This is a genomic window from Synechococcus sp. A10-1-5-9, assembly GCF_047716785.1.
Lineage (GTDB): Bacteria > Cyanobacteriota > Cyanobacteriia > PCC-6307 > Cyanobiaceae > Synechococcus_C.
Genome location: NZ_CP180406.1, coordinates 901,487 through 926,744 on the forward strand (window position 1 = coordinate 901,487; position 25,258 = coordinate 926,744).

26 protein-coding genes are annotated in these 25,258 nt (G+C 56.2%); 12 read left to right on the forward strand and 14 right to left on the reverse strand.

The window, feature by feature from the left end; all coding sequences use genetic code 11:
• Positions 1-29: 29 nt before the first annotated feature.
• From ACLM45_RS05205 to ftsH, 3 genes are read right to left on the reverse strand one after another with little or no spacing between them, the layout of a single operon-like run.
• Complete coding sequence (locus tag ACLM45_RS05205) at positions 30-824, reverse strand: alpha/beta hydrolase (RefSeq protein WP_415410953.1); 795 nt, start codon at positions 822-824, stop codon at positions 30-32.
• Positions 781-1,737: an ornithine carbamoyltransferase gene (gene argF / locus ACLM45_RS05210; protein ID WP_415410955.1), complete on the reverse strand. Its 957-nt coding sequence runs from the start codon at positions 1,735-1,737 to the stop codon at positions 781-783. The genes ACLM45_RS05205 and argF overlap by 44 nt, the downstream gene beginning before the upstream one ends.
• 52 nt (positions 1,738-1,789) lie before the next feature.
• Positions 1,790-3,667, reverse strand: coding sequence for an ATP-dependent zinc metalloprotease FtsH (ftsH, locus tag ACLM45_RS05215; RefSeq protein ID WP_006041864.1), 1,878 nt, complete (start codon positions 3,665-3,667; stop codon positions 1,790-1,792).
• Positions 3,668-3,813: 146 nt separating this feature from the next.
• Here ftsH and ACLM45_RS05220 point away from each other — a divergent pair, with 146 nt between their 5' ends.
• Both ACLM45_RS05220 and ACLM45_RS05225 read left to right on the forward strand, forming a co-directional pair.
• Positions 3,814-4,563, forward strand: coding sequence for a potassium channel family protein (locus ACLM45_RS05220; RefSeq protein WP_415410956.1), 750 nt, complete (start codon positions 3,814-3,816; stop codon positions 4,561-4,563).
• An 87-nt stretch (positions 4,564-4,650) separates the two neighbouring features.
• On the forward strand, positions 4,651-4,923 hold the full coding sequence (locus ACLM45_RS05225) for a hypothetical protein (RefSeq protein ID WP_415410957.1): 273 nt from the start codon (positions 4,651-4,653) through the stop codon (positions 4,921-4,923).
• Here the strand turns inward: ACLM45_RS05225 and ribD are convergent.
• Both ribD and ACLM45_RS05235 read right to left on the reverse strand, forming a co-directional pair.
• Positions 4,898-6,016: a bifunctional diaminohydroxyphosphoribosylaminopyrimidine deaminase/5-amino-6-(5-phosphoribosylamino)uracil reductase RibD gene (ribD, locus tag ACLM45_RS05230; RefSeq protein WP_415410958.1), complete on the reverse strand. Its 1,119-nt coding sequence runs from the start codon at positions 6,014-6,016 to the stop codon at positions 4,898-4,900. The genes ACLM45_RS05225 and ribD overlap by 26 nt on opposite strands.
• Entirely contained in the window at positions 6,013-6,513 is a 501-nt protein-coding gene (locus ACLM45_RS05235) for a DUF3122 domain-containing protein (protein WP_415410960.1), read from the reverse strand. Before ACLM45_RS05235 ends, ribD begins: the two co-directional genes overlap by 4 nt.
• 24 nt (positions 6,514-6,537) lie before the next feature.
• Here ACLM45_RS05235 and ACLM45_RS05240 point away from each other — a divergent pair, with 24 nt between their 5' ends.
• Positions 6,538-7,017 carry an ureidoglycolate lyase gene (locus ACLM45_RS05240; protein WP_415410962.1) on the forward strand — a complete coding sequence of 160 codons (480 nt, stop codon included), beginning with the start codon at positions 6,538-6,540 and terminating at the stop codon, positions 7,015-7,017.
• Positions 7,018-7,186: 169 nt separating this feature from the next.
• Here the strand turns inward: ACLM45_RS05240 and ACLM45_RS05245 are convergent, their stop codons facing one another.
• The gene (locus tag ACLM45_RS05245) at positions 7,187-7,612 is read right to left on the reverse strand and encodes an MAPEG family protein (protein ID WP_415410964.1); all 426 of its coding nucleotides are present in this window, start codon (positions 7,610-7,612) and stop codon (positions 7,187-7,189) included.
• On the opposite strand from ACLM45_RS05245, the gene ACLM45_RS05250 reads away from it, so the two are divergent.
• Positions 7,596-7,865 carry a hypothetical protein gene (locus ACLM45_RS05250; protein WP_415410966.1) on the forward strand — a complete coding sequence of 90 codons (270 nt, stop codon included), beginning with the start codon at positions 7,596-7,598 and terminating at the stop codon, positions 7,863-7,865. The genes ACLM45_RS05245 and ACLM45_RS05250 overlap by 17 nt on opposite strands.
• A gap of 12 nt (positions 7,866-7,877) precedes the next feature.
• Here ACLM45_RS05250 and ACLM45_RS05255 read toward each other — a convergent pair whose 3' ends face one another.
• The 3 genes from ACLM45_RS05255 to ACLM45_RS05265 all read right to left on the reverse strand — a co-directional run bounded on the left by ACLM45_RS05255 (position 7,878) and on the right by ACLM45_RS05265 (position 11,000).
• Positions 7,878-10,382 carry a GH116 family glycosyl hydrolase gene (locus tag ACLM45_RS05255; protein WP_415410968.1) on the reverse strand — a complete coding sequence of 835 codons (2,505 nt, stop codon included), beginning with the start codon at positions 10,380-10,382 and terminating at the stop codon, positions 7,878-7,880.
• A gap of 92 nt (positions 10,383-10,474) precedes the next feature.
• On the reverse strand, positions 10,475-10,741 hold the full coding sequence (locus ACLM45_RS05260; protein ID WP_006041873.1) for a hypothetical protein: 267 nt from the start codon (positions 10,739-10,741) through the stop codon (positions 10,475-10,477).
• Entirely contained in the window at positions 10,728-11,000 is a 273-nt protein-coding gene (locus tag ACLM45_RS05265) for a hypothetical protein (protein WP_415410970.1), read from the reverse strand. The genes ACLM45_RS05260 and ACLM45_RS05265 overlap by 14 nt, the downstream gene beginning before the upstream one ends.
• Before the next feature lie 137 nt (positions 11,001-11,137).
• On the opposite strand from ACLM45_RS05265, the gene ACLM45_RS05270 reads away from it, so the two are divergent.
• Both ACLM45_RS05270 and ACLM45_RS05275 read left to right on the forward strand, forming a co-directional pair.
• Positions 11,138-11,635, forward strand: coding sequence for a hypothetical protein (locus ACLM45_RS05270; protein WP_006041875.1), 498 nt, complete (start codon positions 11,138-11,140; stop codon positions 11,633-11,635).
• Positions 11,632-12,684: a hypothetical protein gene (locus ACLM45_RS05275; protein ID WP_415410972.1), complete on the forward strand. Its 1,053-nt coding sequence runs from the start codon at positions 11,632-11,634 to the stop codon at positions 12,682-12,684. Before ACLM45_RS05270 ends, ACLM45_RS05275 begins: the two co-directional genes overlap by 4 nt.
• A 4-nt stretch (positions 12,685-12,688) precedes the next feature.
• On the opposite strand, the gene ACLM45_RS05280 is transcribed toward ACLM45_RS05275, so the two are convergent.
• On the reverse strand, positions 12,689-13,774 hold the full coding sequence (locus tag ACLM45_RS05280; protein WP_415410973.1) for a sulfotransferase family protein: 1,086 nt from the start codon (positions 13,772-13,774) through the stop codon (positions 12,689-12,691).
• Between the two features lie 71 nt (positions 13,775-13,845).
• On the opposite strand from ACLM45_RS05280, the gene ACLM45_RS05285 reads away from it, so the two are divergent.
• Positions 13,846-14,865 (forward strand): helix-turn-helix transcriptional regulator, encoded by a 1,020-nt coding sequence (locus ACLM45_RS05285; protein ID WP_415410975.1) that lies wholly within the window; start codon positions 13,846-13,848, stop codon positions 14,863-14,865.
• Here ACLM45_RS05285 and ACLM45_RS05290 read toward each other — a convergent pair whose 3' ends face one another.
• Both ACLM45_RS05290 and ACLM45_RS05295 read right to left on the reverse strand, forming a co-directional pair.
• On the reverse strand, positions 14,866-15,909 hold the full coding sequence (locus ACLM45_RS05290) for a neuromedin U (RefSeq protein ID WP_415410977.1): 1,044 nt from the start codon (positions 15,907-15,909) through the stop codon (positions 14,866-14,868).
• A gap of 365 nt (positions 15,910-16,274) precedes the next feature.
• Entirely contained in the window at positions 16,275-18,716 is a 2,442-nt protein-coding gene (locus ACLM45_RS05295; RefSeq protein WP_415410979.1) for an arylsulfatase, read from the reverse strand.
• A gap of 217 nt (positions 18,717-18,933) precedes the next feature.
• On the opposite strand from ACLM45_RS05295, the gene ACLM45_RS05300 reads away from it, so the two are divergent.
• Positions 18,934-21,258, forward strand: a complete 2,325-nt coding sequence (locus ACLM45_RS05300) for an arylsulfatase (protein ID WP_006041881.1) — start codon at positions 18,934-18,936, stop codon at positions 21,256-21,258.
• Between the two features lie 53 nt (positions 21,259-21,311).
• On the opposite strand, the gene ACLM45_RS05305 is transcribed toward ACLM45_RS05300, so the two are convergent.
• Complete coding sequence (locus tag ACLM45_RS05305) at positions 21,312-21,671, reverse strand: DUF1622 domain-containing protein (RefSeq protein ID WP_415410981.1); 360 nt, start codon at positions 21,669-21,671, stop codon at positions 21,312-21,314.
• A gap of 163 nt (positions 21,672-21,834) precedes the next feature.
• Here ACLM45_RS05305 and ACLM45_RS05310 point away from each other — a divergent pair, with 163 nt between their 5' ends.
• Genes ACLM45_RS05310 through ACLM45_RS05325 form a run of 4 tightly spaced genes read left to right on the forward strand, consistent with a single transcriptional unit; the run spans position 21,835 to position 24,178 of the window.
• Positions 21,835-22,215 (forward strand): YidH family protein, encoded by a 381-nt coding sequence (locus ACLM45_RS05310; RefSeq protein ID WP_415410983.1) that lies wholly within the window; start codon positions 21,835-21,837, stop codon positions 22,213-22,215.
• Positions 22,216-22,259: 44 nt separating this feature from the next.
• Complete coding sequence (locus tag ACLM45_RS05315; protein WP_415410985.1) at positions 22,260-23,114, forward strand: bile acid:sodium symporter family protein; 855 nt, start codon at positions 22,260-22,262, stop codon at positions 23,112-23,114.
• Between the two features lie 27 nt (positions 23,115-23,141).
• Entirely contained in the window at positions 23,142-23,765 is a 624-nt protein-coding gene (locus tag ACLM45_RS05320) for a hypothetical protein (protein WP_415410987.1), read from the forward strand.
• Positions 23,766-23,809: 44 nt separating this feature from the next.
• A complete protein-coding gene (locus ACLM45_RS05325; protein WP_415410989.1) occupies positions 23,810-24,178 on the forward strand; it encodes a hypothetical protein in 369 nt (122 codons plus the stop codon).
• Here the strand turns inward: ACLM45_RS05325 and ACLM45_RS05330 are convergent.
• The gene (locus ACLM45_RS05330; RefSeq protein ID WP_415410991.1) at positions 24,170-25,018 is read right to left on the reverse strand and encodes a formylglycine-generating enzyme family protein; all 849 of its coding nucleotides are present in this window, start codon (positions 25,016-25,018) and stop codon (positions 24,170-24,172) included. The two genes, ACLM45_RS05325 and ACLM45_RS05330, sit on opposite strands and share 9 nt — an antisense overlap.
• Positions 25,019-25,258 lie beyond the last annotated feature (240 nt).

A 25,258-nucleotide genomic window follows, 5' to 3' on the forward strand; every position in this document is an offset into this window, starting at 1 on the left:
TGATCACAAGCCAAGTCCTCAGAAACCAATCACCCACACAAGCGCCTGATGAACTCTGCTGTTACATCCGCCACGGTGCGCCATTCAGCATCCGTGGTGATCAGGTGGCCGCTGTTCTCTAACCATTGCAGTTCCACAGAAGGAGAGCTGACCCGCTGGCGCAGAAGGTTCACCCCGCGCGCAGTGATCACTCGATCAAGGCGACTGGCCATCACCAGCAGTGGCTGCGTCACCTCCGCCAGATGGTGGCGAGTGTCAGCGATCAGCTCCAACACCTTCACGCTGCAGCGAGATGGCCAGCGGTTGTAGGTCCAGATGCGCTCAGCGGTCGTGGGATCAACGAAGTCATCGGCTGGCCGTGGGACCGATGTCAACAACCTGGACAGAAGCGGGGCGATCAGAGCGCGTGGATCACCGCTGATGATCGGTGGTGAATAGGTAATCACCCCTTGGATGCAGGGCCGCCGCCGCGCCACCTGCAACGCCAGGATCGCCCCCAACGACAAACCACCCACCACCACGCTCTGGCCTTGATGTTGCAAGCGATCAACAACTGCATCGAGCTGATTGAGCCATTGATCGGGCTCCACCGGCATCAGATCCTCTAGGCAGGTGCCATGCCCATCGAGCAAAGGGCACTCCACCCCATAGCCCTCGCGCTGCAAAGAGTCGGCAAGAAGACCCAGCTCAGCAGGCGACCCGGTGTAACCGTGAATCAACACCACGGTGGTAGACCCACCGGGCAGAACAACCGGATCGGGTGAGACGCTCACAACAACATCAGAGTCCGCCCAGCAGGGCTGCCAGCAGCGCCTGCTGGGCATGCAAACGGTTCTCGGCCTGATCAAAGATCCGACTTGAGGGTCCCTCCATCACACCGGCACTGATCTCCTCGCCGCGGTGCGCCGGCAGGCAATGCAACACGATGGCGCGGGAATCAGCCTTCGCCAACAGATCCTCGTTCAGGCAGAAGCCCTGAAAGGCTCGCTCTCGCTCGGCCTGTTCCTGCTCCTGGCCCATGGAAGCCCACACATCGGTATAAAGAGCTTGGGCTCCACGCACAGCCTCAACAGGATCAGTGATCACGCTGATCTGCGCACCCCCTACTGACAAAGCGCGCGCTTGATCAACAACACCTGGGAGTGGCTCAAATCCCTCCGGGCAACCGATGCGCACATTCACGCCAAGCAGCGCACCACAGAGCATCAGCGAGTGCGCCACATTGTTGCCATCACCCACATAGGCCAGCGTCTGACCCTGAAGATCGCCGAAGGCCTCCTGCATCGTGAGGAAATCAGCGAGGGCTTGGCAGGGGTGCTCCAGATCGGTGAGGGCATTGATAACTGGAATGGAAGCCCAGTGGGCGTAATCCGCCAACTCCTGCTGGGCGAAGGTACGAATTGCCAGAACATCGCAGAAGCGGCTCAGCACGCGGGCGGTGTCTTCGAGGGGCTCGCCCCGACCGAGTTGGGTGAGCTGAGGATTGAGGTCAACGGTCTGCCCCCCGAGACGGGCCATCGCTACTTGAAAGCTGACCCGGGTTCGCGTGGACGCTTTAGAGAAGATCAGACCGAGGACTCTGTTACCCAGATCAATCCGACGTTCTCCACGTTTGAGCTGAGTAGCCAGCTGCAGCAATGCCGCAGTCTGTTGAGCAGTGGTATCGGCCGACGAGAGGAAGTCGCTGCCGCTCAACCCAGTGAGAACGGCGGCGACACTGGTGGTAGCGGACGCCATGGCAGGACTTCAAACAGCTGTTATCGGGGACAAGTGGTGGATCCGTCAAGCCTCAGGCCGCAACGGCCTCAGGCAACACGCTGGCAGCCAGCATCTCCTTGAGGTCGTCGCCTTCGATCACTTCTTTCTCAAGGATCTTCTGAGCGATGGTTTCAAGAAGAGCCATGTTCTGGCGAAGGATCGCCAGGGCCTGCTCATGAGCGTTATCCACCAGGGCACGCACTTCCCGATCGATCGCCTGGGCGGTGGCATCGCTCACCGTGCGGCGTGGATTGTTGCCACCGCCGAGGAAACGCCCACCACCCTGCTTGTCGTAAGCCAACGGTCCGAGGGTGTCACTCATTCCGTAGGTGCCCACCATCTGCTCGGCGATATCCGTGGCCCGCTGAAGGTCGTTGGCCGCTCCAGTGGTGATTTTGCCGAACACAATTTCCTCGGCTGATCGGCCACCGAGCAAGGTGGCGATCTGTCCTTCCAGGTCTTCGCGGGAATTAAGGAATCGCTCTTCGGTGGGGAGTTGAAGGGTGTAGCCCAAGGCACTCATGCCGCGGGGAACGATGGAGATTTTCGCCACCTTGCTGCCCCCTGGCATGAGGTGACCGACGATGGCGTGACCAACTTCGTGGTAAGCCACAACTTTCTTCTCATCGTCCTGCATCACCCGGCTCTTCTTCTCAAGACCGGCGACAACGCGCTCGATCGCCTCATTAAGGTCTCCTTGCTGCACGGACGTCTGCTTGTTGCGAGCTGCCAACAGGGCCGCCTCATTCACCAGGTTGGCCAGATCAGCACCTGCGAAGCCACTCGTGGCCTGGGCAATACGATCGAGATCCACACCCTCCGCCAACTTCACTTTTTTGGCGTAGATCTCGAGGATGGTTTTACGACCGGAGAGATCCGGGCGATCCACAAGCACTTGGCGGTCAAAACGTCCGGGACGCAGCAGCGCAGCATCAAGGACCTCCGGCTGGTTGGTGGCAGCCAGAACAATCACAGGCTTGTCTTTCGAAGCAAAGCCATCCATTTCAGTGAGCAGCTGGTTGAGGGTCTGCTCCCGCTCGTCGTTGCCGCCGACAACGCCCATCGAGCCTGAGCGACTCTTACCGATCGCATCCAGCTCATCGATGAAAATGATGCAGGGGGCATTCTTTTTGGCCTGTTCAAACAAGTCACGCACCCTGGCTGCGCCGGCGCCCACAAACAGCTCAACGAATTCCGAGCCACTGATGATGAAGAACGGCACACCGGCTTCGCCGGCAACAGCTTTGGAGAGCAAAGTCTTGCCTGTTCCAGGAGGGCCAACCAACAGAACACCCTTCGGGATCCGAGCCCCGATCTCCGTATAACGCTCGGGGGTCTTGAGGAAGTCGACGATTTCGGTGAGTTCATCCTTGGCCTCATCCACACCAGCGACGTCAGCGAAGGTCACCCGAGACTGCTCATCAGGCACATAGACCTTGGCCTTGCTCTTGGTGAAATTGAGTGCTCCCTGGGCACCACCCGCTCCCATGGAACGGCGGGCGAAGAACTGAAGCACCAGGATGAAAATCAGCGGGGGGACTACCCAGCTGAGGATTGTGGTGAAGATATTGGGTTTCTTGGGCGGTGCTGCTGCAAATTCCACGCCCTTAGACTCAAGGCGCTGAGGGAGATCCATGTCGAAGATCGGCGTGGTCGCCAACACAGAAGGTGCACCTTCTTCGGCTTCCGAAAGCTCATAGCGGATCTGATCTTGCGTGATGTATGCGCGCTTCACAGCGCCATCGTTCACCTGATCAATGAAAAGGGAATAAGGAACCCGAGGCACCTGCTGCATGCCTTGGTTAGGCAGGAAACTGCTGACCAGCAGAAGTACCCCGAAGCCGATCAACACGAGGTTGATGATTCCAAAGCGACGGTTGGGGCGATTGTCGTCCTCGCGGATCGGCATGTTTCGGGTCCCGATGATGCTCCCAAACTAAAGCTCGCAACTGATGGGCGTTCGTCCGGCGGGGGGGGAGAACCGTACGGGGATGGGCGAAAGAGGCTCGCCCTTGCGCGCGATTCGAGCCATCCTCGGCCTGAGCAATCCCAGAAATGATGCGATCGGAGTGGCGGCGCAAGCGATGGAGGGAACTGATTTATGAACTGCTGCTGGGCCTCTGTCTGATGGTGCTGGCCAGCTTCGCCTTTCCAAGGCTCACCTGGCTGGGAAGCCTCGGCTATGCACTGATCGCCCTGCTGCTCACCCAGTTGGTGATGATCCGCAAGCCAGTGCTCACCCTGCAGGATCGTTTGTACCAAGCACTGGGACTCGTGGCGCTGTCGGCTTTGCTGCTGTGGCTACTCACCCCGGTGCGCTGGGAGACCAGCGGCGTGCCGCTGGTGTTGAGCTGGGGTGTACTGGTGGGGTGGAGCGTGATCCGCCTGATGGAACGCTTGGCCACCGAACGGCATGTGACCTCCGCCATGCTGATGGGTGCTGCCGCGGGCTATCTGTTGCTGGGACTCACAGCCGGGCTGGTCATGAGCGCAGTGGAAACCATTCAGCCAGGCAGCTTCGAACCCCTCGACATCCCGATCACGGATGCAGCAGGCCAGAACTACACGGTGATCGGGTCAGCGGCGGTGTTCGCTCAGATCAATTACTTCGCCTTCATCTGCCTCACCACCGTTGGCTTTGGAGACATCAACCCCGAGCTTCCCCTCGCCAGGATCCTGGCCGTCAGCACAGGCATTGCCGGACCTCTCTACCTAGCCGTGGTGATGGGGGTGCTGATCGGGCGTTACGCCGGTGACCGTGAGATCGAAGACCGCCTGGAGCAACACGATCCCAATCGACGTTGAAGACAAACAGCCTCTCTTTGGTGAGACTTCCAGTAGACCGACGCCGAACTAGCCGAGCTTTCCGTCACTATCTACTGCAACAACGCAATGGTCCCGGCAAGCGGCATTACAGAGTATTGCTGGCTCGGCGCTCCCTGCTACTCGCTGATCGCTCTCTGGTGCACTCGGGTTCTGGGGCTGTTCGCGGTGGTGTCGCAGTGGATGTGGCTGATCACACCGGTGAAGCGGGTGGGCTGGAGTGTGATCCGGCTGGTGCGGGCCCTGGCCAGCGAAAGCAAAGTGAACGAACGCGTCCTGATGGGGGCCGTGGTGATGGGCGTGCTGATCGGCCGCTTCAGCACGGATCTGAAAGGGGACTGAGAGTCACCTGCAGCAACAGATCGTCGGTGAGGCGCTGCTGACACAGCCCCTGCAGAACCACCACCTCCTCCATGGCCTGGAAGCCCAGATGCCCAAGAGGTGTGCGCGCCGGCTCACCGCCAAGCAGCTTGGGGGCTATCACCGCAGCCAGCTCCTGCACGCACGCCTGCTGCAGGGCGGCGGCGGCCAGCTCCGGGCCACACTCCCAGAGGACCCGGTTGCAGCCCCGCTGGGCCAGGACCACCATCAAAGACTCAGGCTCACAGGCCGGCAGCACCTCCCGTTGCAACCCCAGCGCCTCCAACCGGTCCCGCGCTTCCGCCGGCGCGTCCTGGCCATGCACCACGAGGGTGGGCGCAACGGATTGGTCCCAGATCTGAGCCTGATCAGGCAGATCCAGCCTGCGGCTCAGCACCACCCGCAGCGGTTCAGGGCTGCGCAAGCCCCTGCTGGTAAGCAGCGGATCATCAGCGCGCACGGTGCCGCCTCCCACGATCACGGCATCACACTGGGCCCGCAGACGATGCACCCAGGTGCGTGCGGTGGATCCGCTGATCCACTGACTGGCGCCATTGGGCAAGGCCGTTCGGCCATCCAGGCTCATCGCCCACTTGAGAAGGCCCCAGGGCCGTCCGGTGCGCACGCGGTGCACGAATGCGCAATTCTGTTGGGCAGCTTCTGCCTCCAGCACACCGGAGATCACCTCCACGCCGGCATCGCGCAGCCGTTTCAAACCACCACCGGCAACACGGGGATCGGGATCGGTGAGTGCCACCACCACCCGAGCGATCCCTGCCTTGATCAAGGCGTCCGTGCAGGGCGGGGTGCGGCCGTGATGGCAGCAAGGCTCCAGGGTGACGATGATCGTGCCGCCGCGGGCGGCATCACCAGCCTGGGCTAAGGCCCCCACTTCGGCATGGGGTTCACCGGCCCTGGCATGAAATCCCTCCCCCACCAGCGTGCCGGAGGGATCGAGCACCACCGCGCCCACTAGGGGATTAGGACTCGTGTAGCCATCGGCCAAGGCCGCCAGTTCCAAGGCACGACGCATCCAGGGAATCCAGCGCTGATCAGCGTCAGCGAACGCCCTCATGAACTGAGAGGCTCCGTTTGCACCTCACGCCACTCCCCCACCACATAAGGGGGAACAGGCATTTCGTTGAACACACCGGGAAGGAACAAACGCAGAGGGCGGTTGTTGCTGAGATCGTTGAGCAGTGGATCGAGGGCGAACTCAGCGGCCGCCTCCCGGCCATCACTGACCAGAACGGGATTCTCAAGAGTGATGTCGTCGAGTTGCCACTGCTTCACGCCGGCCTGCACGAGCAGGGGGGAGGGGTGTTCGAGGCGCAACTTGCCGGGGTAACCCACGATGCGCAGCACCACGGGGTTACCAGGCTGACCGGTGCGATAGGCCACTGCCTGCCAACTCTGGTAATCCAGATCGCGCAGGCTTTCAAGGCTGCGCAGCATCGGTGCCCCATTTTCATCCTGGTGTTCATGCACCTGCGCGCTCACGGCCATGGGGGTGAGCAGCAAGAGCGTTACGGCAACCAGCAGTGTGCAAAGCAGACGACGCAACGCGAGCATGAATCAAGCGCGAACAGTGCTCCCATGATCGAGCATCAGCCACTGCAAGCGGGGTCCCTACTGGACCCACGTCTTGAAGCCTGCGGCACCGCATTGCGCGAGGTGGACGACATGACCTTGCCCGGGGAGCATGACGCGGAGCTGAGCTTCGGACCAGGGACACTGCGGTATTACGTGATGCGCATCCCCCGCAGACCCCTGCGGATCGCGGCGATGACCCGCCACCTGAACGCCACCCAATGCCTTAGTTCCGCCGAAGCACGTTCCTTCTGGCTGCTGCTGGCACCGCCAGACACAAAGGGGCCAGTGCTGGATGCTTCCGCAGCCTGGTTGCTGCGCATCGAAGCCGGCGAAGGCATCAAATTGCATCTGGGCACTTGGCATGCTGGACCATTGTTTGAGGCCGACTCCGCCTCCTTTTTCAATCTGGAGCTGAGCGACACCAACCAGAACGATCACGAAACCCTGAAACTCAATCGCAGCATCGCCGTGGAGCTGAATTGATCGTCAGAACTGCCAGGTAATACTGCCACTGGCGTGTGCGCACACACCCAGTCAAATCCGCTGTAACAACAAAAAACCGTGAGGCTATGCCAACAACCCAAACAGCAGGCCTAAAAAAAGACAGCAATCATTCACTTCAATCATCGAATAGAGACTGCAACTTTCATCGCTACACAAGGGCTTCTAGTCCCACGCCATAAAGGATCCCACTGCAGAGCAGGCCTAAGAACCAAGCCACGGATCGAGCGATTGGAACGTTCAAGAGATAAGCGCTGATATAGGCAACACGAAGCACTGGATGCGCCAATGCAACCGGGACAGCGATGCCTGGAAGGGCGTGTCCATTCAACACCGCAACAACAGCATGTAATGCCGCAGGGGCATGCATAGCGAAGGCTTCAAAACTGTTTTGCTGTGCCCAACTTGCACGCCTACCCCAGGCCGGAAAGCGATCAAACATCGAACGCAATGCAGCCAAGTCCTTGACTTCAAGCCTTGCACTAAATCGAGCGGCATAGAGCAGGATAATGCTGATCAGCAACGCAGCGAATAACAGGATCAGCGACCACACATAAGGCGTGGCACTCGAAGCCATCGATGGCGACAAATCCGACACTGAAAATCACAAAAAGGCACCTTTACAGGCTAACGACGTCAGAGGCGTATTCACAAAAAGTAAAGTGATTCACTTTTTAATCGAATTGATTCATGCAATTAAGGAAGCCAAGTTCATGCGATTTGAACAAGCAATAACCGCAACAACACAAGATCGCCATGGAGCTGAACTGAGCGTCAGAACCGCCAGGTCATGGCCAGTTTCGTCTGTAGGAAATTGGTGGTGCGGCTGAAATAGCGCAGGTTCAGCTGATGCGCTCCGCCCCAGGAATCCGTTGCCAATCGGTGTGCGTCGCCCACAGCCCCCAGATCGCCATCGCCCGCAGGTAATGACAAGCCCTGAAGGTGTTCACCGCCGTGATCGCCTCCGGTGTGCGGAACTGCAGACCGCCGCTGTACACCTGATGCACCACCGCTGAACAGATTGCTTCCGCAGTCTGCCCTTGACCCATCAACTGGTAGTAGCTGGCGATGCCGAAGTTGATGCCCGTCCACACCTCCAGCGGATGAGTGCCATGGGGATCCAAGGGTGTGCCATCACGGCGCAGTCCATTGGCCACTCCAAGGCTGCCGCCCTGGAACTTCTCAAAGCAACTCTCCTTCACGGCCTTGAGCGTGCTGCGGCTGTTGGCGTCACTCACCACCGGCTCCAGGCCCAGCAGGCGCGCATAAAAATCACCGCAGAGCTGATCGGCCATCACCACTGGCGTGCCGCTTTCAGCATCAATGTCGTAGTACTCGCCGTTCCAGAGCAGAGCATCGAAATTGGCCCGGGATTGCTCCAGCCAGTTGCTGAAGGTGTGCTGTTCACTGCCGGTATCCAGCCCCAGCTCCTGCTGCAGCCTTTGGGCCATAGCCAAAGCAGCTTCAAGCGCAGCGATCCACAACGCGCCGCAATAGGCACTCACCCCCTTCAGCGGCCAGTCGTCGAAGGTCTGATCAGGAGCACCCCCGTTATCCGGTAAACCGTCGTTGTTGACGTCAAAACGCTTCAGATAGTGCAAGGCCTGCACCGCCGCTGGCCAGCAATCCGCCAGAAACGTGAGGTCTTCGCCGGTGGGTGCGAGCTTGAAGGTGCGCCACACTTGCAGCACAAAATCGCTGGCGAGGTCTTTCCAGAGATTGCAATCCTGATACGCCGTGTAATTGGTGGCATCAAAAGGGACCTCATTGGGAGCCCCCAGGTCGTGCGGCGTGGCCCCCTCCACCTTGCGATCCGCTTCCACCCGGCCGCGTCCTTGGGTGAAATACCAACCGATCGGCCGCTGGGTGGCATCCGCCGCCGGGATCGCTCTGGCGAAGCTGCGCAGCACCGCCTTGTCGAGTTCCGGCCAGAGCTGCAGCAAACCCAGGGATCCGTAGAGCCGCACATCCAGGCTTTCGTACCAGGCATAGTCGAGACACTCGAGCACGCCAAAGCGACCGTGGGGATCCTTACCCGACGCCGCGGTCCAGAGACTTCCGCCACTGGCCAGGTCGTAGAGCTCATTGAATAAGGCCATGCGCAAAGTTTCCGGCAGCTCCTTGCGCGCCAGCACCGGTGCCTGCCAGGCATCGATCTGATCACGCCAATGGCGCCAGTCCCGCAGGGCTTCCGTTGCCATCGCCGCGGCATTGCGACCATCGGCTCCAAAGAAATCGGTGTAGCGGCGCAAATCACGAACACCGGACGCGAAGGCGGTGACCGGCAGATCCCAGCTGATCGCAATCGGGATTTCGCGGGATTCCCCGGGAGCCAGGGTGAACGTCAGGGCAATCGCTGCACTGGCGTGCTCGCCGGCACGACTGGCCCGATCGTTGTTGCTGTTGGGAATGCGGCCCTCCGCAGCAAACGGTTGCCAGAGCTCCTGGCCATCGCCCGTGGGATCCCAGCGGCTGCAGCGCAGCACCTCAACACCATCAAGCGTGTCAGGAACCGCCAGACACCACTGCCCTTGCCCCTCGCCGATGGGCTCGCTGCGCTGGCCTTCCAGCACGATGCCGCGCATGCCTTCCTGATCCAACCAACGGTTGCGTTGTCCCTCGCCGTGGCCGATCGCTGGGGCGTAGTTGTGTTCCGGGCTGCCGTCATCCCGGAAATGCACCTCTGCCGAGGGGTCGGTGTTGAAGAACCAACCCACCGTGTTGCGCCAACTGAGGAGCAACGACAGATCCAGCGGTTGATCGGTGGGATTGCGCAAGGTCCAGCAGAACACGGCCACTGGATAACTGGTGCGTTGATAGTCGCCAGGGAGGATCGGGCTGAAGGCCTCGCATTGCACCTCGGCGTCGAATACACCCTCGTAATGGGTCCAGCTCAGGGGATAGCGGGCGGCATAGGTTCCGGTGCTCTGCTCACCCGTGCTGGCGGGATACCAATTCCAGGCAGCCAGAGGGTCACCGCTGTTGGAACGTGAGGCGTCAGCCTCGGGCTTCAAGGCCAAAGCGTGGGCCCGTTTGCTGCTGCCGTTGTTTTCAAACAGGGAGAACTGACAGTCGGGGATCGTTCCATACCAATGCTCTCCACCATCGAGATGCCAGAGGTTGAAGTCACCGCGGGAGCTGCGGCCGATGCAACCAGCACCAAATCCCCCAAGGGGCATGCCATGCCATGGGCCGTCATCGAGATTGCTGGCATAGCGGACCGTATAGGGCTGATCCCAGCCCAGGCCGAAGGGCCGGCTCCAACTGGCCTCGGGTGGCGTCCAGGCCTGCGGCCGGGGACTGCGGCGCAGAAGCGAACGCAGGGCAGACAGACCGAGGGGAGCCATGGGACGGCGGAAAGTCGCCCCAGATTGCCAGACCTTGCCGGACAAACCAGTGGATGGCCTCAAGCAGATCAGCAGGCCAAGCCCTCCCTCCCTTACGAGTCAGAGGGTTCCTCACCATCGAGCAGAGCGTCGAGAGTCACCGCCGTGCGCACTAGAGCTTGATACTTCTGAAACACTCGCTGGTTGCGCTCCAACCAGCGGGCCGCCACAACGGCCCCTTCTCCACTAGCCGAGCCAGCCAATCCTGCAGGACCGTCGCCATCCATAAGCTCAAGGTCGTCTTCCCTTGCAATCAAAGCCAGCAGCAATTCATGCAGACGCTGACGACGCAAGGGCTGGCTTGAATCAATCCCAGTCATCTCCACATCGATTTCGCACGTAATCCTCCCGCAGCTCGCGAAAGTCTTTGGATTGGCGCGCGAGGAGTGCACTTGCCTCCTCGGCCTGCTGCACATTGTCACCAGAGGCCTGAGACGATGCGATCAGCATGCGGTTGCGCGCCATCGAAGCTCCGAGTGTGTTCATCAGCCGCTTAATCAATCCGCAATCATCCACCGCTCGCGCTGACATCGGCACCAGCAGAGACACCATCACGACAAGGGCAAAAGAGCGGACCACAACCACGTTGACGTCTTCGAGCCAACGTATCGTCAAAGAGGTCATTGATCCCTACTGGGCAATAAATCTGCCAACTGCGAAATTGCTGGTCATGGTGACCACATGGAGGCTTTCCACCTCCGCCACCCGCAACACCCATGCTCAATCAGCGTCGCGGTGGGGTGCTAGCAGGCCTAACAGTCCTGCTTGGCAGTCTCAGCGCACCCGTGGTGATAGCCCAGGAGCTTTACAACCTGAACACCACCTGTAGGACAGGTGATCGATCTTTTTCCTGTCGAGTTCAGGCTGTGGACGTCGACGACACCACCGAGTATCGCCATCAGTTCGGCTCCCGCACCGTGAGCTATCGCGTGATCGAAGATCCCTACGTTCGTATCGAAGGCCGGGGCAGTAACTCCAAGCCATGGATCTCGGTGAAGAACGCATTGATCAATTTCAAGACGGAAGAACTTTGTTTCAACGATGAGGCCTTCTGCGTCAAGAATCCCTCATTCCTGGCCGACGTTCTCATCAACAGCGGGGATGCCATGCAGGGCCGCACCCGAGTAGGCATGGCCTTCGGTCCAAACGGACGCGTGGATGTGGCCTGTTTTGACAACGGTTGTGACCGCCTCATGGAGGCCATCAAGCAATGACGCAAGCCATCAAGAACGGTTGCACAAGACGGATCGCAGGATGCCTCGGCCTGCTCCTGAGTCTGCAGCCCGCGGCCGGGCTGGCCGCTCTCTCCAGCCATGAAGCCATCCGCCAGGAGTCCTCGCAGGAACAGCTCCTAGCCCAGCGCCGCGGCGGTGGCTCCCGAGGCGGTGGTTCCAGAGGCGGTGGATCACGCAGCAGCGGCTCACGCAGTAGTGGCTCACGCAGTAGTGGCTCACGCAGTAGTGGTCGAACAGGCTTTAGCTCCTACAGCGGCAGTGGTTCTCGTAGCAGTTCCCGCCAATCCAATCAGGGATCGCGACAGACCAACCGCCAATCCAATCAGGGATCGCGACAGACCAACCGCCAATCCAATCAGGGATCGCGACAGACCAGCCGCCAAACCAACCAAAGCAGCCGTCAGGGCACCCGCGACACCCGGCAAACCAATCGCAACGATGCCGTCAACAGCCGGCAAGACGGACGTCAGGGCACCCGCGACACCCGGCAAACCAATCGCAACGACGCCATCAACAGTCGGCAGGACGGACGCACCGATCGCACCGACATTCGCCAGAGCAACCGGACGGATCGGACAAACATTCGCAACGACACCTACCGCAAGGCGATCAACAACTGGGATCGCTACGGAAAAGGCTGGTACAGCGGAGGTAATTGGTACAACAACCGTCCATGGTCTTACGGCTGGTATGGCGGGTCTTATTGGAACAACTGGGGCTGGTACCCCGGCCAAGCAGCCGCTTGGGGGTTGGCAGGTCTGGCCACGTTTAGTGTGATCAACAGCCTGGTTAATTCAGCGCAAAACCAACAGGTCAGCTACATCGTGGTACCCAGCTCTGATTACTCGCTCTATTACCCGAGTATCACAGCCACTGGCGATGTGGTCACCTTTGAAGCCGACGACGGTTATGAGACGGTGCGTTACTCAGCCAACTGCAGGCAGGGGACCCTCAACGGCAGCACACCAAGGAATGCCAACGAAGCGCAGCTGCTGAACGCCGCATGCCAGGTGGCCTTTGGCCAATAACGGTTTAGGGGTGCGGCGGTTGCTGGGCCATCAGCTCCTGCAACCGCTGCTCCGCGGCGGGATTCAACTTCACTGGAGAGGGGTGATAGTTCTCCGCCTGAGTCGCGCGCGCCTGCACTGAGGATCGGGCCCGTTGCCAGCCACCGATTCCGAGGTCTCGATAAATCCTTTCCACCGTTGTGATGGGTGATGCCATCAGATCGGTGTAGGCCACCTCCACCAACTGCTCTGGAGGAATCTGAGCTCGGGACGCCTCAAAGGCGCCCATCAGCTCAGCGTGGGCGGCCACGGTTTCCTCAACCTGTCGCACCTGATCAGGCACAGCCTGAAACCCCATCAGCCCCCCCAAAAGCTGCTTCACCTGCACCAGAGAGCGAATCGAAGCGATTGGATCACGCTTGAGCAAAACAAAACGAGCATTGGGATACAACTGCAAGAGCAAGAGAACACGTGCTGTATGGGCTGAATTTTTGATCACGAGATGGCTCTTACCAACCCCGTCATGCAGCCAGGTGAGCTTGGTGAACCTCACAAGCTCACGCCGGAAGGATGCCGTAGAGGCCAGCACATAACGGCGAAAACACCTGGGATAACAACGAGGGAATGCCACTCCGGCCATGTTGGTGTCCAACGTGAGTCGGACGAGACCGATTTCGTCCTCCTGAGGATCCAGGGCAGACCAAGGCACAGCATCGATTGGACGATGCACGCTCATGATCCGATTCAAGAAGCCGACGATCAGAGGCTTCAAGATAAGGGCCACCTGCGGAGCCACAGTGAACGCATTCCTTGCCGTGGCTGCAGCTGGATCCGACGCCAACAGCTGATGCAGATAGGTGGTGCCACTGCGCCAATGTCCGATCACAACAACAGGATCATCTGGTGGCTGAATCTGCGCTAGGCGCTTGGAATACAGAGCAGTCTGGAGCCAAGCCAAAGGCTCGAGCACCAATCCAGAAAGAAGGGGAATCACACCATTCAACCCGCAACGCCAGTGGGGCTTGTAGAGGCGGAGCGCCTGGATCAGGACCGAAGGCCTGATGCATCCCCCGGCGACAAACTGATCGGAGCAACGCCGGAAAGGGTGCATTCAAAAAATTGACACTCAGCAGGCCAGCGAAGGCCACTAGGAAATTAACTTATGGCTGAAGGGTATGAGCAATGAGGAGAAACGACTGTTACGGGAGGCATTCCGACAAAACCATAAGGTTTCCTAAAGATCAGCCTCTTCCCTGGTCTGCCTCCTTCGGATCAGCAAGCGAACTGGCTTACTACTTGAAGCGCCTCGGCAAACCCTATGAGGCAATTCAACTGAGCCAAGGACGATTAGCGGGCAGATTCACTTGCGCCAATTTCAATTCGATCACCATTCTTGAAATCAGCAGCAATCAATGCTTGCTCCTGAATGGAGATCGCGGGCCCGATTTCATGAGCTTTTGCCTGGAATCATCAGGAGTGGCCGACGATCACAAAACACACACTCTAGCCGTACCCAAATACTCAATCAACGGATTCAAATCAAACCTAAAGGAGTCACATTTTCAACTTACAGCAAATTCAACAACTTACTTCGCAATCACGTCAGCCAACAGAATTAATTCCATTCTGAAGCATTGCAATGCAGAGCAACTAAAAGAAAAATTCCTAATTTGCAATAGTGCACAGATCACTCCAAGCCAACACCATAAACTCAAAACCCTGCTTCAACAGTCAATCAATAATACAGCCTCAAGCCTATCCAATCGACAACAAATCGGGAACTCGATAATCAGCCACTTTATTGACTCATTGATGAGCACACAAGACATCAACTACCATCCGCTTGAACTAACGCAACGCCAATTACTTGTTAAAAACTTCATCCAACTTGGATTTGATCGAGGAAATGAAGATCTAACACTAGACGATATCAGCAAACAACTTTTTTGCTCAAGACGAACTCTTATTCAAGGCACAAAAGACACCTTCGAAATGGGCCCAATGGAGCTCCTCAAAACCATCCGCCTCGAACAAGTGAATTGGATGCTGCGAAACAAAGACGCGAGAGCGGAGGCGGCGCTTCAGAACGTTTCAGATATCGCTAAACATTTTAATTTTTATAGTCGAGGACATTTCGCCAGGGCCTATCAAAATCTCTTCCATGAAAACCCTAGTCAAACATTGCAAGAGAATGCAACTTGATTAACCTCCCGTTGGGAAAAGGAACTGAACCTGAGCGCGGAAAGTCCAATCTCCAATCAGTGTTTGCCCAGCAACCTCAGGCTTGACTGCGTTGTAATAAGCGCTAAGTGATGCATTCACGGGCTGAGTCCCTAAAACAAAAACGCGCCCAAAGCCAGCACCAACGGGAACGGTCCAGCCTTTGTTTTCGGCTTGGTTCCAGTTGGCAGCAATAATTGGGGAGCTGGTGAGATACCACCCTTTCGGAAGATTATAATTCAGAAAAGGTTGAATCAACATTTTATTCACATCACGACCATCGTCACCCGCAAATGACCAAATATTATTAATCAATCCACCGGCAACAATTGGACCTTTTGTGTAAACAAGAACACCCGTTGGACCCGCACTCCAGCGCTTCGAACTGAGACGGTTATCGGTTGCCGAAGGAATCACCACCGTTGGACCCACACCAACGGTGAAATTACCCTTCAATGTTGGCACAAAAAAGACAGAGGGGTTGATGTCACCTAGGGACTGAATGGATGTACCCCGAGGCCCTGGCTGCGAAATGAATGGGACAATCGTACGGGTCACGAGTGTCAACCCATCGCTCACCTTGAAGGGAATGACAGGCTGCACATTCACAACATTCTGCGTTTGATTGGCTTTAAAGTTCGTGCGTACAGGAGGAAGCGAAGGATCAGCGGATGGAATCGTGACGTTTGGCGCCCACTGAGTTGAGGGTGTTGAATTCCATTGAATCGGAAGGCTGATCAAACTCGCAATAGGATTCTGAGCCGCTTTGGCGAGAGATCCTTCTTCCTTCGCCTTCGATTCTCCAGGAGTAACAGAAACAGGCTCATTCCCAGTAACAGGTTGAGGCTGATCAGAACCACTCTGAGCGATGGTTGCTTCAGTCCAAAGCAGAGGAGTGAAATCAAAATCCGCTGGATCTGCGACAAGTGGTTGATCACTAACCTGCGCTCTTGCAGAGAAACCTTGCGAAGAACCCAGCAAAGCAATGAAGAGCGACGACAATATTTTGAACTTCAGTGTCGTCATCGGTTGGAAAATTAATCCGGTGCACTTTTATAGGCCAGATGCCTTGCCGCAGGGGCAGTAAAGTCCCATACTCCGCACGAACGGGATCAACAAGGCAAAAAGCATTGTCCAAACTCCATTGCTTTATTTAAAGATGAGTTCAGCGTCTACAGGATGATTCTTTAATGAATCGTTCAGATGCTTCCTCTTAATGGAGTTGTACTCCAGCTCAGTTCAGGAAATATCGGTGATGACGGATATGGGCCTATGCAACAGCATGCTCTGGCGCAGGCCCCTGTTTGACAGGCATCATCAAGGCCAGCCAAGAAAAAGGGGATGGCTCAACTTGGAGCCATCCCCACAGACTGAATCAGTAACACGCGTCCTTAGCCCTTGGCTGCATCCGTGTCCTTGGGGTAGATCTGAAGTGTCACCTTGTCAATCTGACCGCCATAGGCGCTGTAACGACGAGGACCAATGGTTTTAACCGTGACCGCAGAGCCACGGTCGAGACCAACATCAGCGCCTTCATCAATGGAAAAACGTGATGCAATCGTCTTCTCAAGGCGGCCTTCAGCAACCACCTCGCCGTTGAGTTTCAAGCGAAGATCTGCACCTTTTCCAGTGCCACCGCCGTCGTAGTCGAGTTCGAAACGGATTTCAGATTTACCAGCGGGCAATGGCTTGTTGCTCGTGAGGGTGAGCAGCTCTCCCATGTAGTTATAGGTATAGGAAGGCTTGTTGTTTTCAACATAAAGCGACCAACCACCGAATCGCCCTCCCTGTGAGAAGATCACGCCGTCTTCTTCGCCACCTTTCACATCAACAAAGGCCGTCACACTATTCGACACGTTCTTAACATTAAGAATCGAGTCTTCGACCATGTTCCATGCGTAGGGATATAAATCCATCGACGTGCGATCACCTAACAGGGTGGGTCGACCTGCAACAGATGGGACAAGACGCTCGAGCAGGCGGTCATCCAGGGGCAGCACCTGATTCTCAATGGCCTCTTCCATAAACTTCTTCTTCAAGGCCGCAAGGCGTTCCGGCTCCTGATCAGCAAGATTATTCGAGAGACTGAAATCCTTCGTGGTGTCGTACAGCTCCCAACCATCATCTGCCGCAACCGTGTTCATTCTTTTGGGCGCCATCCAGGGATACATGATGGTAGCCCGAGCCATCCAGCCGTTGTGATAGATACCTCGGTTACCAATAATCTCGAAGTACTGCGTGTTGTGCTTTTCTTTGGCATCTGGATTGTCAAAGGTATACATCAGGCTGGTTCCCTGCATGGGAATCTGAGGAATACCATTAATTGTTTTGGGCATCGGCAGATTGGCCGCCTCAAGAATCGTGGGGGCGACATCATTCACATGCGAGAACTGAGTGCGCACACCACCAACTTTTTTGATGCGCTTCGGCCAATGAATCACTGTGCCATTGCGTGTTCCGCCGAAATCACCTGCGACTTGCTTGGAAAGTGCAAAAGGTGAATTAAAGGCAATCGCCCAAGCCATGTGATACATGGGGTAGGTGGTTGGACCACCCCATTCATCAAGCTTCGCCTCCTGTTCGTCAGGCGTTTCTCCTACACCATTGAGGTAGTGGTTCCAATTCCAATGACCAGTCCTATCCCCCTCAACACTGGCGCCATTGTCACCAGTGATATAAATCACCAAGGTGTTGTCAAGCTCACCTAGATCTTCAATCGCCTGAATCAAACGGCCTGCCTCATAATCGGAGTGCTCCGTGAAAGCAGCAAACACCTCAGCCTGGCGCGCATAAATTTTCTGCTGCTGGGGGGTGAGGCTGTCCCACTTGGGAATACTGTCTGGCGCCTTAGCCATCTGCGTACCTTCGGGAACAATCCCAGCCTTGATCTGGTTTTTTAGATTGCGTTCCCTGAGAACATCCCAGCCCTCGTCAAACTTGCCTTTATATTTATCAATCCATTTTTTGCCCACATGGTGTGGGGAGTGGGCACCGGCTGAGGAGTAATAGATGAAAAATGGTTTATCAGGCTTGATCGCTTTCTGTTGACGAACCCAACCGATCGCCTGATCGGTCATGTCTTCGGTGAAGTGATACCGATCTTTCTTCGGTGCATCCACAACGGTGACACCATCGTGGATGGTGGGTTCCCACATGTTGTCTTCCGCCCCAACGAACCCGTAAAACTTCTCAAATCCTTGACGCGTTGGCCAACGGGTTTGAGGGCCAGCAGCCGTGGTTTCACGGCCTGGGGTTTCATGCCACTTACCGAAGGCCGCTGTGTTGTAACCATTGAGTCTCAGGATTTCTGCAACCGGCACGGCATAATCCGGCACAACGGTTGAATTACCTGCATAACCCGTCGCGATCTCTGGAATGGATCCCGTGTTCACCTTGTGGTGATTACGACCAGATTTCAATGCTGCCCGCGTTGGGGCGCAAAGGGCTGTGGTGTGGAACTTGTTGTAGCGCAGCCCATTGTCGGCCAGCTTCTCCGCCGTCGGCATGTTCACCACACCGCCGAATGCGGAAGGAGCCGCGTAGCCCACATCATCCAAAAGGATGATCACCACGTTGGGTGCATCGGCTGGTGCGGTCACCTCCCACTGTGCGGGCAATGGCACCTCTGAAGGCAGAACTTTGGTGACCTTTTCAGGCCTTGGCTCAGCGATGGGGAGATTCGTCCGATCGAAGACACCTGCTTGGGATTGCCCCTGCTTCATGCAGGCAATCGTCAAGCTTGTCGCAAGCAACACACCCCCTCCAACGGTCAGACGGCGGATCAAACGGGGGACTTTGATGGGATCTGGCATACCTTGAAGTTCTTCCAGCAACGAGGTCCTAGGACTTTCAACTTCTTAACTCTGGATTGACGGAGTTGGGTCGAGCATCGCTCAACTGCGCACAATCGGGATCACCAGTATTGAGCTCGATTGTGGTCTCCCAGACCCATTGATCCCGTCTGTGCAAGTTCTCTTCCCTGACGTATTCAGAGATTGAAACAGCCGGTAGTTATGAACTGTCCGCTCACGCTCGACTCACTTCTTAACCATGGGCAACAGCAACACATCACCAATCGATGGCTCGATTTTGCCGTTTCCTGCCAAACCGTCGGGCAGCAAGGCTGGGACGTCGATGCAGGAGTCGACATATAGCCCACTACCCGATCCCAAGAGACTTCCAGACGACGCACCCAACATTCTTGTGGTGCTCATTGACGATGCCGGTCCTGCAATGCCGGAATGCCTGGGTGGCGAAATTCATACACCTACACTTCAGGCGATCAAAGATGGTGGTGTGGGTTTCAATCGCTTCCACACCACAGCGATGTGTTCACCAACACGCTCGTCGCTGCTATGCGGTCGTAACCACACCTTCGTAGGCAACGGCCAGATCTGTGAATTCGCCAACGACTGGGACGGTTATTCAGGGCGTATTCCTGAAAGCTGTGCACTGCAGGCGGAGGTGCTGCGCAATTACGGATACGCCACCGGAGCATGGGGCAAATGGCACAACACGCCCTCCAATGAGACCACGGCTGCAGGTCCCTTTGAAAACTGGCCAACGGGTCTTGGTTTCGAATACTTCTACGGATTCCTCGCAGGTGAGTGCTCTCAATATGAGCCGCATCTGGTGCGCAACACCACAGTGGTGTTGCCACCAAAAACAGCAGCAGAGGGATATCACGTCAGTGAAGACCTGGCCGACGACGCGATCAACTGGCTGCAGACCCACAAGGCTCTCCGCCCCGATCAGCCCTTCTACATGTACTGGGCATCCGGAGCCCTGCATGGTCCTCACCATGTGAATAAGGAGTGGGCAGACAAGTACAAGGGCAAGTTCGACGGGGGCTGGGACGCGTATCGCGAAAAGGCATTTAAAAATGCCAAGGCCAAAGGCTGGATTCCCGAAAACGCCCAGCTCACGCCACGCCACCCCCGTTTGGCTGCCTGGGATTCCATCCCTGATGATCAGAAGCCCTTCCAGTCACGTTTGATGGAAGTGTTGGCAGGCTTTGCTGAACACACCGATCACCAAGTCGGTCGCATCGTCTCAGAAATTGAACGGCTGGGCTACGAGGAAAACACACTCGTTGTTTACATCTGGGGTGACAATGGCTCTTCTGGAGAAGGCCAGGACGGCACCATCTCCGAGCTGTTGGCTCAGAACTCCGTCGCCTCGGAAATTGAGCAGCACATCGAGGTTCTCAATGAACTTGGCGGACTGGATGTGCTCGGCTCCCCGCTGGTCGACAACATGTATCACGCAGGCTGGGCCTGGGCCGGCAGCACGCCTTACCAAGGTATGAAGCTGCAGGCTTCCTATCTCGGCGGCACCCGCAATCCCATGATGGTCAAGTGGCCCAAGGGCATCAAGCCGGATCCCAAGCCGCGGTCGCAGTTCCACCACTGCAACGATCTTGTACCAACGATCTATGAGCTGGTGGGGATCACTCCACCCAAGATCGTCAATGGCGTGGAGCAGGATCCCATCCACGGCACCAGCTTTGCCTATGCCTTCAATGCCCCCGATGCTCCAGATCAGCTCAAGACCCAGTTCTTCGACATCATGGGTTCTCGCTCGATCTATCACAACGGTTGGATAGCTGGGGCCGTAGGGCCTCGGCTGCCCTGGGTGAAGGGTGTCGACCCCGACATCCTCACCTGGTCACCCGACACCGATGACTGGGAGCTCTACAACCTCGATGAGGATTGGAGTCAGAGCAAGAACCTGGCAGATCAGCATCCAGAGAAGTTGCAGATGCTTAAAAATCTGTTCCTGGTGGAATCGGCCAAATACAAAAACCTGCCGATTGGCGGCGGCCTCTGGACCATCATCTTCCACCCGGAACTGAAGGTTGCCCCGCCGGCAACATCCTGGGAGTTGCCAGGCACCATCACGCGTATTCCGGAACCCTGTGCTCCACGACTTGGTTGCCTCAACAACAAAGTCACGATTGACATGGAGATTCCGGAGACGGCCAGTGGAGTGCTCTACAAGCTCGGTGCCAATTCAGGTGGCCTCACCTTGTACATGGATCAGGGGATTCTCATTTATGAGTACAACCTGTTCATCATTGAACGCACCAAGCTGCGCTCTGCTGAGCCACTGCCGGCCGGTCGCCACAAACTGGAGATCGTCACCCAGCACACCGACGACAACCCAAGAGGCCCGCTGTCGATCAAGGTATCCCTCAATGGCACCCAGGTGATCGACGGAACTGTGCCGAGGGTTGCAGCTGTGCTGTTTACAGCAAATGATTGTCTGGATGTCGGTCAGGCGCTCGGTTCTCCTGTTTCACTCGATTACCACGAGCGTGCGCCATTCAAGTTCAACGGATCCATTCACACCATGCACGTGGAGTATCTCGAATAACATAAAACAAACATTTAATGGGAGCAATTATCAATACCCTGGAGCAGGCTTCGTCAAGAAGTCTGCTCTTTTTCTTTAAGTTCAAGGCTCAAAAAGTAATTTAGAAATGTACGCACCAGTGCCACAGCACCCAGCTGAATCAATGCAGATGCTTCGCGACTTATTGTGGTTTGAACCACATCAGCGCCAAGTTGAAACTCAAGTGCCAGGGCAACCCACCCACCAAATGTCAAACGGGCCGCTGTTAACGGCCCTCGTTGCAAAAGGCGCGGCGGAATGGCTCGTAGGCGAAGTGGTCCACCAGGGCAAAAAACCGCAATAAGACCAACAGCAACAGAAAGAATCGAAAGGTATTCGAGAATCAGACGCAATCCCTCTGCTGAATGTGTCAGAACATGTTCAGCTAATCCCATGAATAATCAAATGCAGGTTTGAGGTCATTGTGAATCGAAAAACAAAAATTATCGCTTTCCTAAAAGTAGAACACAACAAACCTGCACAATCAGGATCATTCCGGGATGACGCGATCTGCAGGCGTTTCTACTTTAAAGAAAGTATTCCGGCCCACCGCAGCGGATGAACAATGCCAATACGGAACTGGCCAAAACGCGCAATAGAGCCGCAGCAGAACGCACAACCCTGGCGTGGATCCGAACCGCTCTTGCCTTGATCAGTTTCGGATTCGGTCTCGACAAAATCATCGATGCCATTCGAGATGCAGGAGGTGACACCAACTCCAGGCATGACATCGGTGTCCAGCTGATGTCAATGGGATTCATCTCAGTCGGAATTTTTACACTGCTGATCGCGATCCGTCAGCACAAACGCGAACTGATGAGGCTGCGTAGCGACCCTTACCTCTACCGCGATGATCCATCACTTTCGATTGCCACCGCAACAGCCGTGCTTGGAATCGGAGTGATGGCCTTTCTGCTGCTGCTATCCAGCTTGATCTGAAGACATCACCTTTCTCGAATTACTCCTGAAGCCCCCTTATTTCAATGTCCATCCTGATTTCTCTGGCCCTTTTCTTCATCATGGTGTCTCTGGGACTCAATCTGCCCAGCTTGCAATTTGACTTGCTTAAACACAGACCCGCTCTAATTGGTCGTGTACTACTCGCCACCTGCGCAGCCATGCCCCTGGCAGCATGGCTGCTGCTAAAAACCCCAATGGGACAAGGGCTGTCGCCAGCCATCGCAACAGCAGTGATGCTGATGGCCATCTGCCCCAGCGCCCCGATGATCGCCTTGAAGAGCAGGAAGTTGGCGAACAACCCTGAACTAGCGACAAGGCTGCAATTCTGGTCAGCTTGCGCTGCCATCATCAGCGTTCCGCTCTGGGTCTCTCAGTTGCCAGCTGAAGCGGGGGAAACCATCTGGAACGTCAACGCCAAGGATGTCGCTCATCAAGTCTTCACCGTGCAACTCTTTCCATTACTCCTCGGCGTGTCATTGCGGCGTTGGTGTGCAGACTGGGCTGAACGCTGGAATCCAATTGTTCAGAAATTGAGCAACATTCTTCTATTTGTGCTCCTAACCCTAATCCTGGTCGTGGCCTTGCCGAAAGTATCGCCAATGCTGATCGACAACCTCAGAGGTGCACTCGTGATGCTCATCCTCACCTGGATTGGCCTTGGGCTGGGATATGTCGTGGCAGGAAATAACCAAGTCGAGCGCAGCACCCTGCCCTTGGTGCTTTCCATGCGTAATCCAGGCCTTGCATTGCTCATCGTTCAAGGCATGGCCCCCAACGCCATCGATCTCAAGGCAGCGGTTGTGGGCTACGTCGTCATTACTGCGGTTGGAACTGCACCATTCATGAAATGGCGCAAAACAACTACATCACAAGCATGACCAAGCGAAGAACATACCAGCAGATTTATGCACACTGATTTAAACAAAGAAGCCGAGCTCACTTTGAAGCCTCGTCGAGGAGCCGACATTCAGGCTCTATTCGTCACTGCCTTGGCTAGTTATCTCATCACCCTGACAACCCCATTATTCCCATCCTTAATCATAAGCTGCACCTTGTTAATCACATTGAGCAGGCTACGCAATCGCTTACGCAAACCAAATCTCTGGTGGTCTGGCATCGGATTATGCACAGGAAGTTTCCTTGGAACAGCTTCGACGATGGTCAACAATGTTCTCGAAAGTGGTACTAGTCCGGCCAATACTCCGTGGGAACGCCTTGTATTTGTCATCATATTAGGGATTACAGGCTTTTTTTCAGGCAGTCGCATTGGCATCAACCCTGATGCAGTAGAAGGCCGCACGATCGGGGACATGCTTCGCGCACTCAGTGGAACTTTTACGGGCGTATTCGGTGTCTTAGTTGCCATCGGATTTGTACTAGGAGGACTGGACGAAGCACGAATGCTCTCAAGCAGACTCACTACCTCTCTAACAATCATCGTGCTTGGCCTACTTGGCCCTGGATGGATCAGCCACCGAATCAGGATCTATCAACACCATAGCCAACATCAACAAAATCCCATCAAATAGTCATCTTTAACGAAGTCATCAACAACCATTCCAACACCACACACATGCTTAATCAACTAAATCTTTATCGAATCGCCGCTGCTATAGAGCTGATCACAGGAGTAACGCTGCTCTTGCTTCCGGGCTTCATCGTCCAGATACTGTTCCAAGCCAAAGCAATTGGCGCGGAGCCATATCTGGCCCAGCTCTATGGCCTGGCCTTGATCGGACTCGGCGTGGCCTGCTGGAGCCAGCCCTGTCCAATGTCGGCACAACGAGGGATCACGATCTACAACGTTGTCGCGGCTCTGCTCTTATTCGTTCTAATTGCTAAGGCGATCTCGGGTGGACTCATGGTTTTGGCGGCCGCTTCCTTGCACCTCGTGCTCGGTGCGTTGATGATCATCGATCAGCTGAAACAGCGATCAAACTGAATCGGCTGCGCAACGAAAACCCATGTGACACGTGGCGGTGTCCGTTGTCTGGCCCATCAATGCAGCCGGCCGGAACCGATGGCAATAGTTTTCCGCACACAAAAACGACCCGCCTTTGATGATCCGCCGTTCCTGCTCTCCTTTCGGAACAGGGAACAACGTCGACGTCCACTCCCAAACGTTGCCGCACATATCGACCAATCCGTAGCCATTAGCAGGAAAACTGCCGACAGGAGAGGTCCAGAACCAGCCGTCGGTCTGCTCATTAATCCAAGGGAACGGACCTTGCCAGACATTCGCTAACCACTGGCCTTCGGGGGTCATCTCCGAACCCCAGGCATACTCCTGCCCAACGAGGCCGCCCCGAGCCGCCACTTCCCATTCATCAGCCGTTGGCAGGCGCTTTCCTGCCCATTCGGCATAAGCCACTGCATCCTCGTAAGCGAGATGCACCACCGGATGTTCCATGAGATTGTCGATGGTGGTATCTGGTCCTTGGGGATGGCGCCAATCCGCACCTTCCACCAAGGCCCACCAAGAAAGAGGTTGGCTGCGATCGACGCTCGCTGGAGGCGGTGTGAAGACTGCCGATTCAGGGCATTGCTGCTCTGGGGGCAGGTTGGGATACAGCTCAGGATCAGGCGGCTTTTCAGAGACCGTCTGATAGCCGGTATCGGCAACAAACCGAGCAAACTCGGCATTCGTGACAGGCGCCACATCGATCACAAACGACTGCAATTGAATGGATCGAATTGGAGCCTCTTCTGGATAGAACGACTCTGAACCGACGCGATACGTCCCGGCAGGGATAACAACCATCTGACCGCGCTGATCACTCATGCTCATAACAAGATTCAACAAACTCGATGAATTGAATCCAATGACTCAATCAATCAGAATAATTCTGGAGCGCTTTGAGGTTAGCCGTCAATAGAGTCATCACAGTGTTTGATGTTGCTCCATCGCCACAACCACAACAAACGAGGGGACCAGTTGGGCAGCAAGGTCAAATCCTGTCCGGAATAATTCTGCACAAATGGGACCATTTTGAGAAGCAATGATTCCAAGCCGTCCCTACCG